Origin of the sequence: Rhodococcus aetherivorans, assembly GCF_025722975.1 — a bacterium.
Lineage (GTDB): Bacteria > Actinomycetota > Actinomycetes > Mycobacteriales > Mycobacteriaceae > Rhodococcus > Rhodococcus aetherivorans.
The window spans coordinates 2,316,916-2,333,089 of record NZ_CP106982.1; the positions used below are offsets into that span (position 1 = coordinate 2,316,916).

Below are 16,174 nucleotides of genomic sequence, written 5' to 3' on the forward strand. Positions count from 1 at the left end.
ATCCGCGGTCGACCGCCCGGTTTCGGCCGTAACGAAGCGCCCGACGCCCCGATGGTCTAATGGGGCTGGCGCGTGCCACCCTGCACTGTCGTGTGCAGAGGGCAGCGGCTGGGACGATGAGGGATACGCGAGGTGGATGATGCCTGGAGTGCACGCGCAGGACGACCGGCGACGGAGCACGCGGGGATGAGTGTCGACGGTTCGGGGGACCGACGACCGGACGAATCACGCAGCCGCCGGCCGGTCCGGCAGCGGCCCACACGCCGGCGCGGACCCCGCGTCGCCCTTCTGCCCCAGCTCCTGGCCGCCGCGGTCGAACGGGACCCCGGCGCACCCGCCGTGGTGTTCGAGGACCGCACCCTGAGCTACGGCGAGCTCGACTCGGCCTCCTCCCGGCTGGCGCGGCTGCTCATCCGGCGGGGGATCGGCCCGGAGGATGTGGTGGCGGTCGCCGTACCCCGCTCGATCGAGTCGGTGCTGTCGGTGTGGGCCGTCGCCAAGACCGGCGCCGCCTTCGTGCCCGTCGACCCGAACTATCCGGACGACCGCGTCCGGCACATGATCGACGACTCGGGCGCCCGGGCCGGCCTGACCCTCGCGGCCTCGGTGCCCGGCCTGCCCGGCTCCGTGCCCTGGATCGCCCTCGATTCCGCCGAGACCCGCACCACCCTCGCCGAGCAGTCCGCAGCGCCCGTCGCGCTCGACGACCGGGTCCGGACGCCGCGGGCGGAGCATCCCGCCTACGTGATCTACACCTCCGGTTCCACGGGCCGGCCCAAGGGCGTGGTCGTCACCCACACCGGCCTCGAGGGTTTCTGCGCCGAGCAGGTCGAGCGGTACACGCTGACCCCGGACTCGCGGACCCTGCACTTCGCTTCGCCCAGCTTCGACGCCTCCGTCCTCGAGCTGCTGCTCGCCGTCGGCGCGGGCGCCACCATGGTGATCGCCCCACCGTCGGTGTACGGCGGCGAGGACCTCGCCGAACTGCTGCGCAGCCGGCAGGTCACCCACGCCTTCGTCACGCCCGCCGCCCTGGCGTCCGTCGACCCGGCCGGGCTGGACACCCTCGGCGTGGTGATCGTGGGCGGTGAGGCGTGCCCACCCGACCTCGTCGCGCGATGGGCGCCCGGTCGCCGCTTCTTCAACGGGTACGGCCCCACCGAGACCACGATCATGACGAACATCTCGCACGCGCTGCAGCCCGGCGAGCAGGTCACCATCGGCCGGGCCGTCCGCGGGATGACCGCGCACGTGCTGGACGAGCGCCTCAACCCCGTCCCGGCCGGTGTCGTGGGTGAGCTGTATCTCGAAGGGCCCGGCCTCGCCCGCGGCTACCACCGTCGCGCCGCGCTGACGGCCGAGCGGTTCGTCGCCGGGCCCGGCGGCACCCGCCTGTACCGGACCGGTGACCTCGTCCGATCGGGCGAGACCGGCCTGATCTACGCGGGGCGCAACGACTTCCAGGTCAAGATCCGCGGATTCCGCATCGAACTCGGCGAGATCGACGCCGCGCTGGCCGCACACCCCGATGCCGACTTCGCCGTCACGGTGGGACGGCCGACCCCGTCGGGGGAGGCCCGGCTGGTGTCGTACGTTCACCCCGTGCCGGGGGCGGTCGTCGACCCCGACGCGCTGACCGAGTTCGTCGCCCGCCGGCTGCCCGCGCACATGGTGCCGACCGTGATCGTGCCCCTCGACCGGATTCCCCTGACGCCGGTCGGCAAGCTCGACCGGGCGGCCCTGCCCGAACCGGAGCTGCCCGCCCACGAGTACCGCGCGCCCCGCTCCGCCGCGGAACACGCGGTGGCCGAGGTGTTCACGGAGCTGCTCGGCACCGAGCGGGCCGGGCTCGACGACGACTTCTTCGAGCTCGGCGGCAACTCGCTCGTCGCCACCCGCGCGGCCGCCCGCCTCGGGGAGCGGCTCGCCACCCGGGTCCCCGCGCGGCTGCTGTTCGAGGCGTCCACCGTCGAGGGTCTCGCCGCACTCGTCGAACCCTGCGTCGGGGAAGGAGCGCAGCAACCGCTCGTCGCCGGGCCGCGCCCCGACCCGATCCCGCTGTCGCTGGCACAGCAGCGGATGTGGTTCCTCAACCGGTTCGATCCGGCGTCGGCCGCGAACAACATCCCCGTCGCACTGCGCGTCCGCGGGGGGCTCGACGTCGATGCCCTGCGCCGGGCCCTCGCCGACGTCGTGGCCCGGCACGAGGTGCTGCGCACCGTCTATCCCGATCGCGACGGCGTCGGGTCCCAGCTGGTCCTCCCGCCGGAGCAGGCGGCGCACTCCCTCGACCCGGTGCCGACGCCGCCCGACGAGATCCCCGGAGCGGTCGCCCGGCTCGCGACGGCCGGCTTCGACGTGACCGCCGAGGTGCCGCTGCGGGTCGCACTGCTGCGGTCGGCCGACGACGAGCACGTCCTCGTCGTGGTCGTCCACCACATCGCCGCCGACGGCGCGTCCATCGCCCCCTTCGTGCGGGACCTGGTCACCGCGTACGTCGCCCGCACCGGCGGCGCGGCCCCCGCGTGGGAACCGCTCGCGGTGCAGTACGCCGACTACGCCCTCTGGCAGCGCGCGGTGCTCGGTGACGAGTCCGACCCCGCGTCGCCGGCCGCGCGGGAGATCGAGTTCTGGCGCGGCGCGCTCGCCGACCTCCCGGATCGGCTCGACCTGCCGACCGACCGGCCCCGCCCGGTGGAGGCGTCGGGCCGCGGCGCCACCGTGGACTTCGAGGTCGATGCCGCCCTGCACGAGGCGGTCGAGGCCACCGCCCAGGCGACCGGCACGTCCGCGTTCATGGTCGTCCACGCCGCGCTGGCGGTGCTGCTGTCGCGCCTGTCGGGCACCGCGGACATCGCGATCGGCACGCCCGTCGCCGGCCGCGGCGAGCGTGCGCTCGACGACCTCGTCGGCATGTTCGTCAACACCCTCGTGCTGCGCACCCGCATCGAGCCGGCCGCCACGTTCGCCGAACTGCTCGGCCGGGTCAAGGACACCGACCTCGCCGCGTTCGACAACGCGGAGCTGCCGTTCGAGCGGCTCGTGGAGGTGCTCGATCCGGTGCGGTCGACCGGGCACCACCCGCTGTTCCAGGTGGCGCTGTTCTTCCAGAACCTCGACCGTGCCGAGGTGACCCTGCCGGACGTGGAGATCGAGCCCGTCGACCTCGGCGGGGCCATCGCCAAGTTCGATCTGCAGCTGACCGTCTCGCCGCGGGAGGACGCCGGGAAGCCGGCCGGAATGTCGGCGCAGTTCACCTACGCCACAGACCTTTTCGACGAGTCCACGGTGCGGGATTTCGCCGGCCGCCTGATGCGGATGCTCGCGGCGCTCACCGCCGACGCCGGCCGCGTGGTCGGCGACGTCGACCTCCTCGACACCGCCGAGCGACGCGCCCTCGCCGTCGGCAACGACCGTGCGGTGCATCCGGTCCGGGCGACCGGGCTCCTCGCCGCGTACCGGGACGCCGTCGCCCGCCACCCGGATGCGGTGGCCGTCGTCTTCGGTGACGAGTCGCTCACCTACGCCGAGTTCGACGCGCGCGTCAACCGGCTCGCCCGGCACCTCATCGGTCTCGGCGTCGGACCCGAAACCCTGGTGGCCCTCGCGATCCGGCGATCGATCGAACTCCCGGTCGCGATCTACGCGGTCATCGCGGCCGGCGGCGCCTACGTCCCGCTCGACCCCGACCATCCGGCCGAGCGGATCGGGCACATCCTGGCCACGGCACAGCCGGTGTGCGTCCTGAGCACCCGCGCGGACGCGGCGGACCTGCCCGGCACGGTCGCCCCCGTCCTGGTCGACGACCTCGACCTGCAGTGCTACGCGCCCGACCCGATCCGGGACGGCGAGCCGGCCGGCCCGATCCGCCCGGACACCCCCGCCTACGTGATCTTCACGTCCGGTTCCACGGGACGCCCCAAGGGCGTGTGCGTCTCGCACGAGGCCATCGTCAACCAGCTCGAGTGGATGGCCCACGAGTACGAGATCACCGGCGGCGACGTCTATCTGCAGAAGACCGCCACCACCTTCGACGTGTCGCTGTGGGGCTGGTTCCTGCCCCTGCGCGCCGGCGCCACCCTCGTCGTCGCCACCCACGACGGTCACCGTGACCCCGTGTACGTCGCCGAGACGATTGCCCGGCACGGCGTGACGCTGACCGACTTCGTGCCCTCGATGCTCACCGTGTTCGCCGCCCATGCGCCGGCCGGCACCTGCTCGACGCTGCGGCACGTGTTCGTGATCGGCGAAGCCCTGCCGCCCGAGACCGTCGACGCGTTCCGCCGGGTCTCGGACGCCGCGGTGCACAACCTGTACGGCCCGACCGAGGCGGCAGTCTCGGTGACCTACTGGCCCGCCGGTGACGAGCGGCAGAGCGTGCCCATCGGCGTGCCCGAGTGGAACGTGCGCGTGTACGTTCTCGACGGCCGGCTGCACCCCGTCCCGGTCGGCGTGCCCGGCGAGTTGTACCTTGCCGGAGGGCAACTCGCACGTGGTTACGTGGGCCGCCCGGACCTCACCGCGGATCGCTTCGTCGCCGACCCCGCCGGCGCCCCCGGCGCTCGCATGTACCGCACCGGTGACCTCGTCCGGTGGCGCCGCACCGCCGGCGGCGAGCCCGTCCTCGACTACATCGGCCGCACCGACTTCCAGGTGAAGTTCCGCGGTCAGCGGATCGAGCTGGGGGAGATCGAGACGGCTCTGCTCGCGCAGCCCACGGTCGGTCAGGCCGTGGCGCTCGTCGTGCCCACGGCCACCGGTGAGCAGCTCGTCGGATACGTCGTCCCCGCCCCGGGCGCGGCGGTCGAGAGCGCGCAGCTGCTCGGCGCCGTCAAGGAGATCCTGCCCGCGTACATGGTGCCGTCGGCGCTCGTCGCGCTCGACGCCTTCCCCCTCAACGCGAGCGGCAAGCTGGACCGCAAGGCGTTGCCGGAGCCGGTGTTCGAAACCCGCGGGTTCCGCGGGCCGCGCACGCCTGTCGAGGAGATCGTCGCGGGCATCTTCGCCGACGTGCTCGGCCTCACCCACGTCGGTCTCGACGACGACTTCTTCACCCTCGGCGGGAACTCGCTCGTCGCGACCCAGGTCGCGGCGCGGCTCGGTGCTGCGCTCGACACCAAGGTGGCCGTCCGCGTGCTGTTCGAGACCCCCGAGGTGGAGGCTCTCGCGGCCCGCCTCGAATCCGAGGTCGGCCGGACCGGGCGCGTCGCCCTGCGCCCCCGGCCGCGACCGGAGGTCGTCCCGCTGTCCCTCGCCCAGCAGCGCATGTGGTTCCTCAACCGCTTCGACCCCGACTCCGCGGTGAACAACCTGCCGCTGGCCATCCGGCTCCGAGGTGACCTCGACGTCGGGGCGCTGCGCGCGGCGATCGACGACGTGGTGTTCCGGCACGAGTCGCTGCGCACGGTCTACCCGGAGGTCGACGGGGTGGCGCGCCAGGTCGTCCTGCCCACCGCGGATCCGGCCGCCGGACTGGAGCCGACGCCGGTGAGCGAGGCCGACCTCGCGGCCGCGGTCGCCGCCGAGATCGGTGCCGGATTCGACGTGACCACCGGAGTCCCGCTGCGGCTGAGACTGTTCCGGCTGTCCGAACGGGAGCACGTGCTCGTCGTCGTGCTGCACCACATCAGCGGCGACGGATTCTCGATGGGGCCGCTCACACGCGACGTGATGCTCGCCTACGCCGCACGGGCCGCCGGCCGGGAACCCGACTGGGCGCCGCCGGCGATCCAGTACGCGGACTACGCGCTGTGGCAGCGGGAGGTTCTCGGCGCCGAGGACGATCCCCGGTCGGTGCTCGCGCAGCAACTCGGCTACTGGCGCAGAACGCTGTCCGGGATCCCCGACCAGCTCGACCTGCCGGCGGACCGGCCCCGTCCGCCCGTCGCGTCGAACCGCGGTGCCGTCTCCGGCTTCTCCGTGGACGCCGGCACGCACGCGGCGCTGACGGCCCTCGCCCGGGAGCACGGCGTCACGCTGTTCATGGTCGTCCACGCGGCACTGGCCACTGTGCTGGCGCGGCTGTCCGGCACCGAGGACATCGTGATCGGCACGCCCGTCGCCGGGCGGGGCGAGGCCGAACTCGACGACGTCATCGGCATGTTCGTCAACACCCTGGTGCTGCGCACCCCGGTCGGCCCCGGCGACACGTTCGCCGCCCTCCTCGCTCGCGTCCGCGAGACCGACCTCGAGGCGTTCGGCCATGCCGACGTGCCGTTCGAGCGCATCGTCGAGGTCCTCGATCCGGAACGGTCCCAGGCGCGGCACCCCCTGTTCCAGATCGCGCTCAGCTTCCAGAACCTGGCGCGCACCCGCCTCGAACTTCCGGGCCTGGCCGTCGAACCGGTCGACTTCGCCTTCGACCAGGCGAAGTTCGATCTGCAGGTGACCGTCTCGGACGTGGTCGCCGAGGACGGTGCGCCGGGCGGGCTGTCCGTGGCGCTGACCTATGCGACCGACCTGTTCGACGCCGGCACCATGGAGGCCTTCGCCCAGCGGTTCACCCGGGTGCTCGCGGCGGTCGCCGCCGATCCGGCCACGGTGGTCGGGGACATCCCGCTGCTGCCGGACGAGGAGCGGGCCGTCGTGCTCGAGGCGTGGAACGCGCCGGGCACCCGCGCCGCCGGCGAGACGCTCGTCGACCGGTTCCAGGCGCAGGCCGGCCGGACCCCCGACGCGGTCGCCGTCACCGCCGGCGACCGCAGCCTGACCTACGGGGAGCTGGCGTCGCGCGTGAACCGCCTCGCCCGTACCCTGATCGACCGCGGAGTGCGGCCGGACAGCCTCGTGGCCGTGGCCCTGCCGCGCACCGAGGAACTCGTCGTCGGACTCCTCGCCGTGCTCCAGGCCGGCGGTGCCTACCTGCCGTTGGATCTGACGTATCCGGCGGACCGCCTCGAATTCATGCTCGCGGACGCCGCTCCCGTCTGCGTGCTCGTCTCCGGCACCGATCGGGAGGCGCTGCCGGACACCGCCGTCGAGGTGATCGACGTGTCGGCGCTCGATCTGTCCGCGGTCCCCGGCGCACCGGTCGGCGACGACGAACGACGGGCCCCGCTGCGCGTCGACAACCTCGCGTACGTCATCTACACGTCCGGCTCCACCGGCCGTCCCAAGGGCGTGCAGGTTCCGCACCGGCCGGTCCTCGAACTGTTCGAGAACACGTGGCCCGCCTTCGAGTTCGACGAGCGGGACGTGTGGACGATGTTCCACTCCTACGCGTTCGACTTCTCCGTGTGGGAACTGTGGGGACCGCTGCTCTACGGTGGCCGGCTCGTCGTCGTCGACCACTACACCTCGCGCTCGCCCGAGGACTTCCGCGCCCTGCTGGCCAGGGAACGGGTGACGGTGCTCAACCAGACCCCGTCGGCGTTCTACCAGCTCGCCGAGGCGGACCGCGCGGCCGCGGAACACGGCGACGAGACGGGCCTTCCGGCACTACGGTACGTGATCTTCGGTGGTGAGGCGCTCGATCTGCGGCGGCTCGCCGGCTGGTACGCCCGGCACGCCGAGGACGCGCCGCGTCTGGTCAACATGTACGGCATCACCGAGACCACCGTGCACGTCTCGCACCTGCCGCTCGCCGCGGCCGACGCGGGACTCGCCGCGAGCGTGATCGGCCGTGGCATCCCCGGGCTGGGCATCTACGTCCTCGACGCGCGCCTGCAGCCCGTTCCGGTCGGCGTGCCGGGGGAGATGTACGTGCGCGGAGCGCAGCTCACCCGCGGCTACCTGGGACGCGCCGACCTCACCTCCGGCCGGTTCGTCGCCGATCCGTTCGGCGCGCCCGGCACCCGCATGTACCGGACGGGCGACATCGCCCGCTGGAACGCGCGAGGACAGCTCGAGTACGCCGGGCGCAGCGACTCCCAGGTCCAGTTGCGCGGCTTCCGCATCGAACTCGGCGAGATCGAGGCCGCTCTCACCGGCGTCGCCGGTGTGGCGCAGGCCGTCGCGGTCGTGCGCACCGACGAACGCACCGGCGACCGCCTCGTCGGCTACGTGGTGCCGCGCGCGGGACACGACCTCGAGCCCGCGACGGTCCTGGACTCGGTGGCCCGGTTCCTCACCGGATACATGGTTCCCGACGCGATCGTGGTGCTCGAGACGCTGCCGCTGACCGCGAACGGCAAGCTCGACCGCAAGGCTCTACCCGCTCCGATATTCAAGGGCGACAAGAGATTCCGTGCTCCCGGCACCCCCACCGAGGTCGCGATCGCGGCGGTCTTCGCGGAGGTCCTGGGCGCGGAGCGGATCGGTGCCGACGACTCGTTCTTCGCGCTCGGCGGCGACAGCATCGTTTCGATCCAGCTGGTGTCGCGGGCGAAGGCCCGCGGTGTGGTCTTCACCCCCCGCGACGTGTTCGAACGCAAGACCGTGGCCGGGCTCGCCGAGGTCGCGCGCGTCGGTGCGGAGGCGGCGGTACCCGCGCTGGCCGAGCTTCCCGGCGGCGGCGTCGGCGACATGCCGTTGACGCCGATCGTCCGGTTCATGGTCGAACGCGGCGGCCGATTCGATCGCTACACCCAGACGCTCGCGCTGGAACTGCCGGCCGGCATCGACCGCGACGGCGTCGTGGGAACCCTCACGGCCGTCGTCGACCGCCACGACATGCTCCGGGCGCGCCTGCGCCGCAACGGCTCCGGCGACTGGGAGCTGTCGACCACGCCGCCGGGCAGCGTCGACGTCGACGCGCTCGTCGCCCGCATCGAGGTCGCGCCCGGGACCGACGAACAGGCGCTCGCCGACCTCGCCGCGCGGGCACTCGACGAGGCCGAGTCGCGGTTGCGGCCGGCCGAGGGCGTCGTGCTGCAGTTCGTGTGGCTCGACCCGGGCGCGGCGCGCACCGGGCGGCTCGTCGTCGTCGCGCACCACCTCGTCGTCGACGGCGTCTCCTGGCGCATCCTCGTTCCGGACCTCGTCACGGCGTGGGCGCAGCTGTCGAACGGCGGACGTCCGGAGCTTCAGCCGGTCGGCACGTCGTTCCGGCGCTGGGCGCACGCCCTCGCCGAGACCGCGGTCCCGGCCCGTGCGGCCGAACTCGGGCTGTGGCGCTCGATCGTCGACGGGCCCGATCCGATGCTCGGCGCGCGCCCCTTCGATCCCACCGTCGACCTCGCCTCCACGGTGGATAAGGTGCGGATCCAGGTCGATCCCGCGACGACCGACGCATTGCTGACGACGTTGCCCGCACGGTTCCACGGGGGCGTCAACGACGCACTGCTCGCCGCGCTGGCACTCGCCGTCGCCCGGTGGCGCCGCGACCGGGGCGTCGCCGAGCCGTCGGCGCTGGTCCGGCTCGAGGGGCACGGCCGCGAGGAGGAGGTCGTCCCCGGCGCGGACCTCGGCCGCACCGTCGGCTGGTTCACCACCATCTACCCGGTCCGGCTCGACCTGTCCGGGGTGGATCTCGACGACGCGTTCGCCGGGGGCCGCGCCGCGGGCGCCGCGATCAAGGCCGTCAAGGAGCACCTGCGCGCCGTTCCGGACAAGGGCATCGGCTACGGGCTGCTGCGCTATCTCGATCCGGCCGCCGGCCCCGTGCTGCGGGCGCTGCCGTCCGGGCAGATCAGCTTCAACTACCTCGGCCGGATCGACGCCGGCGAGATCCCCGAGGGCGCGGCCGGTCTCGGCTGGCTGCCCGCCGGGGACCTCGGCGACCTGTCGGGGCGCGACGACGCCGACGCGCCCGCGATGGCCACGGTCGACATCAACGCCGTCGTGATCGGCGGCCGGCTCGACGCGAACTTCGGATACGCGAGCGGTCTGCTCGACCGCGGCGACGTCGAGGAACTCGCGCAGCTGTGGGTGCACGCCCTGGAGGCGCTCGCCGCCCACGCCGCCCGGCCCGACGCGGGCGGTCTGACGCCGTCCGACGTCCCCCTCGTGCACGTCGGCCAGAGCGACCTCGACACGTGGGAGACACGGTACCCCGCCCTGGTCGACGTGTGGCCGCTCGCCCCGCTGCAGTCCGGTCTGCTCTTCCACGCGATGCTCGCCGACGGCCGGCCCGACGTCTACACCACCCAGGTGCTGCTCCACCTCGCGGGCCGGGTCGACGTGGCCCGGCTGCGCCGGGCGGCGGAGGCACTGCTCGAGCGGCATCCCAACCTGCGCACGGCGTTCGTCGCCGGCGAGTCCGGCGAGCCGGTGCAGCTGGTGCTCGACGACGTCTCCCTGCCGTGGCGCGAGGTCGACGCCGTCGGCGCGGACGGCTCCGACCTGGAGGCGATGGTGCGGGCGGACCAGGACGTCCCGTTCGACATGGCCGCCCCGCCACTGATCCGCTTCCTCGTCGTGCGCACCGCCCCGGACGCGTGGACGCTGGCCGTCAGCAGCCACCACATCCTGCTCGACGGGTGGTCGATGCCGCTGCTGCTGAAGGACCTGCTCACCCTCTACGCGACCGACGCCGATGCGACGATCCTGCCGCGGGTGCCCGCGTATCGCACCTACCTGGAGTGGTTGGCCGCGCGCGACCACGACCGGTCCCGCCGGGCCTGGGCGGACGCGCTGGCCGGCCTCGAGGAGCCGGCCATGCTCGCCGAGGTGCTCGGTGACGGCGAGGCGGGAGCCGTGGGCGGCGCGGAGCACCGCGTCGCGATCGACGCCGACACCACCGCCGCGCTGACCGAGTACGCGAGCCGGCTCGGCGTCACCGTCAACACCGTTCTCCAAGCGGCGTGGGCCGTGCTGGTGGCCCGCTCCACCGGCCGCGACGACGTGGTGTTCGGAACCACCGTCTCCGGCCGGCCCGGCGGGCTCGAGGGTGTCGAGTCGATGGTCGGGTTGTTCATCAACACGATTCCGGTGCGCGTCCGCCTCGACCCGGACATGGCGGTCGACGCGGCGCTGCGTGCCCTGCAGGCCGAGCAGGCCGACCTGCTCGACCATCACCACATCGGGCTGGCGGAGATCCAGCAGCTCGCGGGGACCGGCGCGTTGTTCGACACCCTGCTCGTGTACGAGTCCTATCCGATCGACCGGAGCGGCCTCGAGCAGGCCAGCTCGATCGACGGCATGACCGTCGCCGGCGTGAACACCCGGGACGCGACCCACTATCCGCTCACGGTGGTGGCCACGGCCGAGGAGTCGCTGGCCTTCGGGTTCAAGTACCGCCGGGACGCCTTCACGGCCTCCGCGGTGCAGAACCTCGCGCAGCGCTACCTCCGGGTGCTCGGCGGCCTCGTCGCCGGGACGGCCGGCACGACCGGGCAGCTCGAGATCCTGGGCGACGCCGAGCGCGACGATCTCGTCCGACGGACCGGACGCCCGGCGGAACCGGCCGTGCCGCTGGCCGACCTGCTGGCCGCGGCCGCCGCCCGCGACCCGCAGTCCACCGCACTGTCGTACCGGGGTCGCGAGCTGACCTACGCCGACCTCGATGCCCGCTCGTCGCGGCTCGCGCGTCTGCTCATCGCCCGCGGCGTCGGGCCCGAGGACGTCGTGGCCGTGGGGCTGACCCGGTCCTTCGAGTCCGTGATCTCGGTGTGGGCGGTCGCGAAGACCGGTGCCGCGTACGTGCCGGTCGATCCCGGCTACCCGGTCGACCGGGTCGTGCACATGGTCACCGACTCGGGGGCGCGGGCGGGAGTGACCGTCGCCGCCGAACGCACCGGCCTGCCCGACACGATCCCGTGGGTGGTGCTCGACGACGAGGAGGTCGAGTCCGAACTCGCCGTGCTGTCGCCCGCGCCGGTGACGGACCGTGACCGGGCGCGTCCGCTGCATGTGGACAACCCCGCCTACGTCATCTACACCTCCGGCTCCACCGGGCTGCCGAAGGGCGTGGTCGTCACCCACACCGGCCTGGCCAACTTCGCCGCCGAACAGCGCGAGCGTTACGGCCTCGGACCGGCCACCCGGGCGCTGCACTTCGCGTCGCCGAGCTTCGACGCCTCGGTGCTCGAACTGCTGCTCGCGGTCGCGCCCGGGGCCACGCTGGTGATCGCACCGCCCACCGTCTACGGCGGCGCGGACCTGGCGGAACTGCTGCGTCACGAACGCGTCACCCACGCGTTCGTGACGCCCGCGGCACTGGCGTCGGTCGATCCCGCGGGCCTCGACGACCTGCGGACCGTCGTAGTCGGCGGCGAGGCGTGCCCACCGGAGCTCGTCGCGCGATGGGCGCCGGGCCGGGCGTTCCACAACGGGTACGGGCCCACCGAGACCACCGTCATGACCAACATCAGCGATCCGTTGACCCCCGGCGGGCCGCTCACGATCGGCGGGCCGCTCCGGGGCACGCGCTCGCTCGTCCTCGACGACCGGCTCCGGCCCGTGCCGGTCGGGGTGGCCGGCGAGCTGTATCTGTCCGGCGTCCAGCTGGCACGGGGGTACCACGCCCGGCCGGCGCTGACCGCGTCCCGGTTCGTCGCCGATCCGTACGGCACCGGCAGCCGCCTCTACCGCACCGGCGACGTCGTGCGATGGACCGGGGCGGGCGAGATCGAGTACGTGGGCCGGTCGGACTTCCAGGTGAAGGTCCGCGGCTTCCGGATCGAACTCGGGGAGATCGACGCCGTGCTCCGCCGTGATCCGGCGGTCGACTTCGCCGTCACCGTCGGACGGACCTCCGAGGCGGGCGTCGTGCGGTTGGTCTCGTACGTGACGGCGCGGCCGTCGGCGACCGTCGACACCGCCGCGTTGCTGGCCTCGGCGGCGAGGGCGCTGCCGGGACACATGGTGCCGTCGGCGATCGTCGCCCTCGACGAGGTCCCGCTCACGCCGGTGGGCAAGCTCGACCGTGATGCGCTGCCGGAACCGGACACGGCCACGCGGCCGTACCGCGCCCCGGAGACCGATGCGCAGCGGGCCGTCGCGGATATGTTCGCCGAGGTGCTCGGCCTCGACCGGGTCGGGCTCGACGACGACTTCTTCGAACTCGGTGGCAACTCCCTGGTGGCGACGCAGGTCGTCGCGCGCCTGCGGGACGCGCTCGGGGTGGAGGTGCGGGTGCCCTGGTTGCTCGCGGCGCCGACGGTGGAGTCGTTCGCCTCCCGGATCGGCGGCGACGACGCCGGCGGGGACGCGGCGCTCGCCGTGGTCCTGCCGCTGCGCGCCGGCGAGCCCGACGTGACCCCGCTGTTCTGTATCCATCCGATGATCGGCCTGGCCTGGCCCTATGCGCCCCTGGCGGCGCGGCTCGCTCCCGGCCGGCCGGTCTTCGGGCTGCAGACGCCGGCGCTCACGGACCCGGGATTCGTCCCGGCGTCGATCGAGGCGCTCGCGCAGCGATACGCCGACGAGATCGCGCGGGTCCGTCCCGAGGGGCCGTACCGGTTGGCCGGCTGGTCGCTCGGTGGGGTGCTCGCCCACGCGGTGGCGGTGGAGTTGCAGGCCCGCGGCGCCCGGGTCGAGCACCTCGCGATGCTCGACTGCATCCCGCGGATCGACACGGACCGCTTCGGCGCCGAGTTCGCCGAGAACCTCCGCAGTCTCGGAGTGGACGCGGATCCGGACGCGCTGCGCGACGGTTTGCCGGCGGAGGCGGCGAACGCTGTGGCCGCCGCGGTGCCCCGGGAGCTGATCGAACTCGACGCGCCGCGGGTGCAGCGCATCTTCGCCGCGGCGGTGCTCTCCCCGGAGCTGATCAACCGGCACGAACCGGGGCTCTTCGCCGGCGACGTCGACTTCTTCAGCGCGCGGGACGAGCACCCGACGGAGGCGGACGCGGCGGTTCTGTGGGTCCCGTACGTGTCCGGGCGGGTCCGGAATCGGTTCGTGCCCGGAGCGCACGGCGCGATGATGGATCCCCCCGCCCTCGACGTGATCGTGCCGGCGTTGGATCGTGACGCGATCGATGTGACGGATGTGAACGGTGAGGTTTCTGACGGCCGGTACGCAAGGTAACGTTCACGCCCGTGCTGTCGATTCAGTACATGCTGCGCCGCAGGGCGCACCCCGGTTCGCCGGGGCTTGGGGACGCCCGCCCGCCGGGCCTGAGGAGGTTGACGGAATGAGTGTTGTCGAGTCGCGGAGCCGCGCTCGGAGGCTGGGAACAGCCGCGATCTCGGCGGCGGTACTCGCGCTGCCGCTGTTCACGGGCGCCTCGTTCGCCTCGGCCGACCCGGTGGCCGACACCCTGCAGCCCATCACGGCCGTCACGTCCGAGAACGGGTCGTACATCACCAGGATCGAGAACTACGGAGAGCAGCAGCTGCTCGTCTGGGTCTACTCGGCGTCCATGGACGAGGAGATCCTGCTGGACGTGTGGCGCCCGGCCGACACCAGCAAGCCCGCGCCGACGCTGTACCTGCTCAACGGTGCCGGCGGCGGCGAGGACATGGCCACCTGGCGGGGTCGCACCGATGCGATCGAGTTCTTCAAGGACAAGCACGTCAACGTCGTCTCGCCCGTCGGCGGCATGTTCAGCTACTACACCGACTGGAAGAACCCCGATCCCAAGCTCGGCGTGAACAAGTGGGAGACCTTCCTGACCAAGGAGATCCCGCCGCTGGTCGACGGTGCGCTCGGCACCACCGGCGTCAACGCGATCGCGGGCATCTCCACCTCGGGCACCTCGGTGTTCCAGCTGCCTCTCGCCGCGCCGGGACTGTACCGGGGTGTCGCCGCCTACAGCGGCTGCGCGCAGACCTCCGATCCGATCGGCCAGCAGTTCGTCAAGACCACGGTCGAGACGTGGGGCAGCGGCGACACCGAGAACATGTGGGGACCGACGAACGACCCGACGTGGGCGGAGAAAGATCCCTACGTCAACGCCGAGAAGTTGCGCGGGCTCGAGATGTACATTTCCAACGGCAGCGGTCTGCCCGGTCCGTACGACACGCTGACCGGACCGGAGATCGACGGGGACGCCGGTGTCCTGGCGAACCAGATCGTCGTCGGTGGCGTCATCGAGGCCGCCACCAACTACTGCACCCACAACCTGAAGAACCGGCTCGATACGCTCGGCATCCCCGCCACCTACAACTTCCGCGAGACCGGAACCCACTCGTGGGGCTACTGGCAGGACGACCTGAAGGACTCGTGGCCGGTGCTGCAGCGGGCCCTCGGGGTCTGACACCCGGCGCCGTGAGCATGCGAACGGCCCCTCCCGCCGGGAGGGGCCGTTCGCATGCCGGGGATCTACGGGTGTCAGCCGGCGGGCGGCGCGGTGCAGGGCGCGGGCACGGTCTCGGCGTAGTGCGGATCGAGAGCCGACTTCACCAGGTGCAGCGACTCCGGAAGTTCCAGGAGGGCGAGGTGATCGGCCGGGCTGGTCGGGCACACGTCCTCGACCCACACGTTGTGCACGACGCTGTCCGCGCCCGGTTGCAGGAACGCATTCTCCGGAGGCGTGGCCACCGTGTCCTGACGGGTGGCGATCGACGTGTAGTCGATCCCCGGCAGGGTCTCGGTTCCGGAGTTGAGCCGGGCCAGCACGCGCGATCCGATCAGCTGCTGACGACCGGCGATACCGAACACCATCTGCGCGACGCGCTCGGTGGCCCATTCCTGGTTGCCCAGCCCCAGGCGGGCGAACAGGGAATACAGCTGCTGCATCCCGTTGAAGGTGGTGCCGTGGTTGGTCGCCCCCAGCATCACCAGCTTGTCGACCTCGTTGCGGGCCGGGTCCGCCGGGTCCGCGCCGCCCTCGAACCGCAGGTACTGACGGGAGACCGGTCCACCCTGCGAGTGGCCCACGAGATCGACCCGATCGGCCCCGGTGTGAGCGCGCACCGCATCGACGAACTCGCCGAGCTGCTTCGCGGATTCCTCGATGCTCCCGACGCCCCAGATCATGAGGCCGGGGTCGACGAGCGAGCGGATGCCCCCGTAGTTCAGGGCGTAGACGCAGTAGCCGAGGTCGGCGAGCTGCGGGGCCGCCACGGCCCACGAGCTGGTCATGTCCATTCTCGTTCCGTGCACGAGAACCACCGGCCGGGGATGTTCGGGGGAGGGCACGCAGTCGAGGTTGTTCGCCCCCGCGGGGCTCGGCCCCATCGATTCGAGCAGCGCCGGCAACGAGGCGGCGTCGGTGGTGTCCGCGGCGGCCGTGGGCAGCGCCGGCCCGGCGGCGGTCAGGGCGGCGGCCATCACCGCGACGGTGATCCGGCGGGCATACTTCATCGGCATTCCTCCGAGGGGCCGCACTGCGGTGACAGTGCCGTGGCTGCAGCAGCCGTTGTGCGGCCGCGGGTCGGCGGACAGGATAACAGCCGGGGACGGCCGT

Annotated in this window: 3 protein-coding genes; 2 read left to right on the top strand and 1 reads right to left on the bottom strand. The window is 72.8% G+C overall.

The window, feature by feature from the left end:
• Positions 1 to 186: 186 nt before the first annotated feature.
• Together OCS65_RS10435 and OCS65_RS10440 are read left to right on the top strand one after the other, a co-directional pair.
• A complete protein-coding gene (locus tag OCS65_RS10435) occupies positions 187 to 13,851 on the top strand; it encodes a non-ribosomal peptide synthetase (protein WP_263510141.1) in 13,665 nt (4,554 codons plus the stop codon).
• A gap of 106 nt (positions 13,852 to 13,957) precedes the next feature.
• Positions 13,958 to 15,022, top strand: coding sequence for an alpha/beta hydrolase (locus OCS65_RS10440; protein WP_006947136.1), 1,065 nt, complete (start codon positions 13,958 to 13,960; stop codon positions 15,020 to 15,022).
• A 74-nt stretch (positions 15,023 to 15,096) separates the two neighbouring features.
• Here the strand turns inward: OCS65_RS10440 and OCS65_RS10445 are convergent, their stop codons facing one another.
• Entirely contained in the window at positions 15,097 to 16,071 is a 975-nt protein-coding gene (locus tag OCS65_RS10445; protein ID WP_065922350.1) for a lipase family alpha/beta hydrolase, read from the bottom strand.
• Between the last annotated feature and the right edge of the window lie 103 nt (positions 16,072 to 16,174).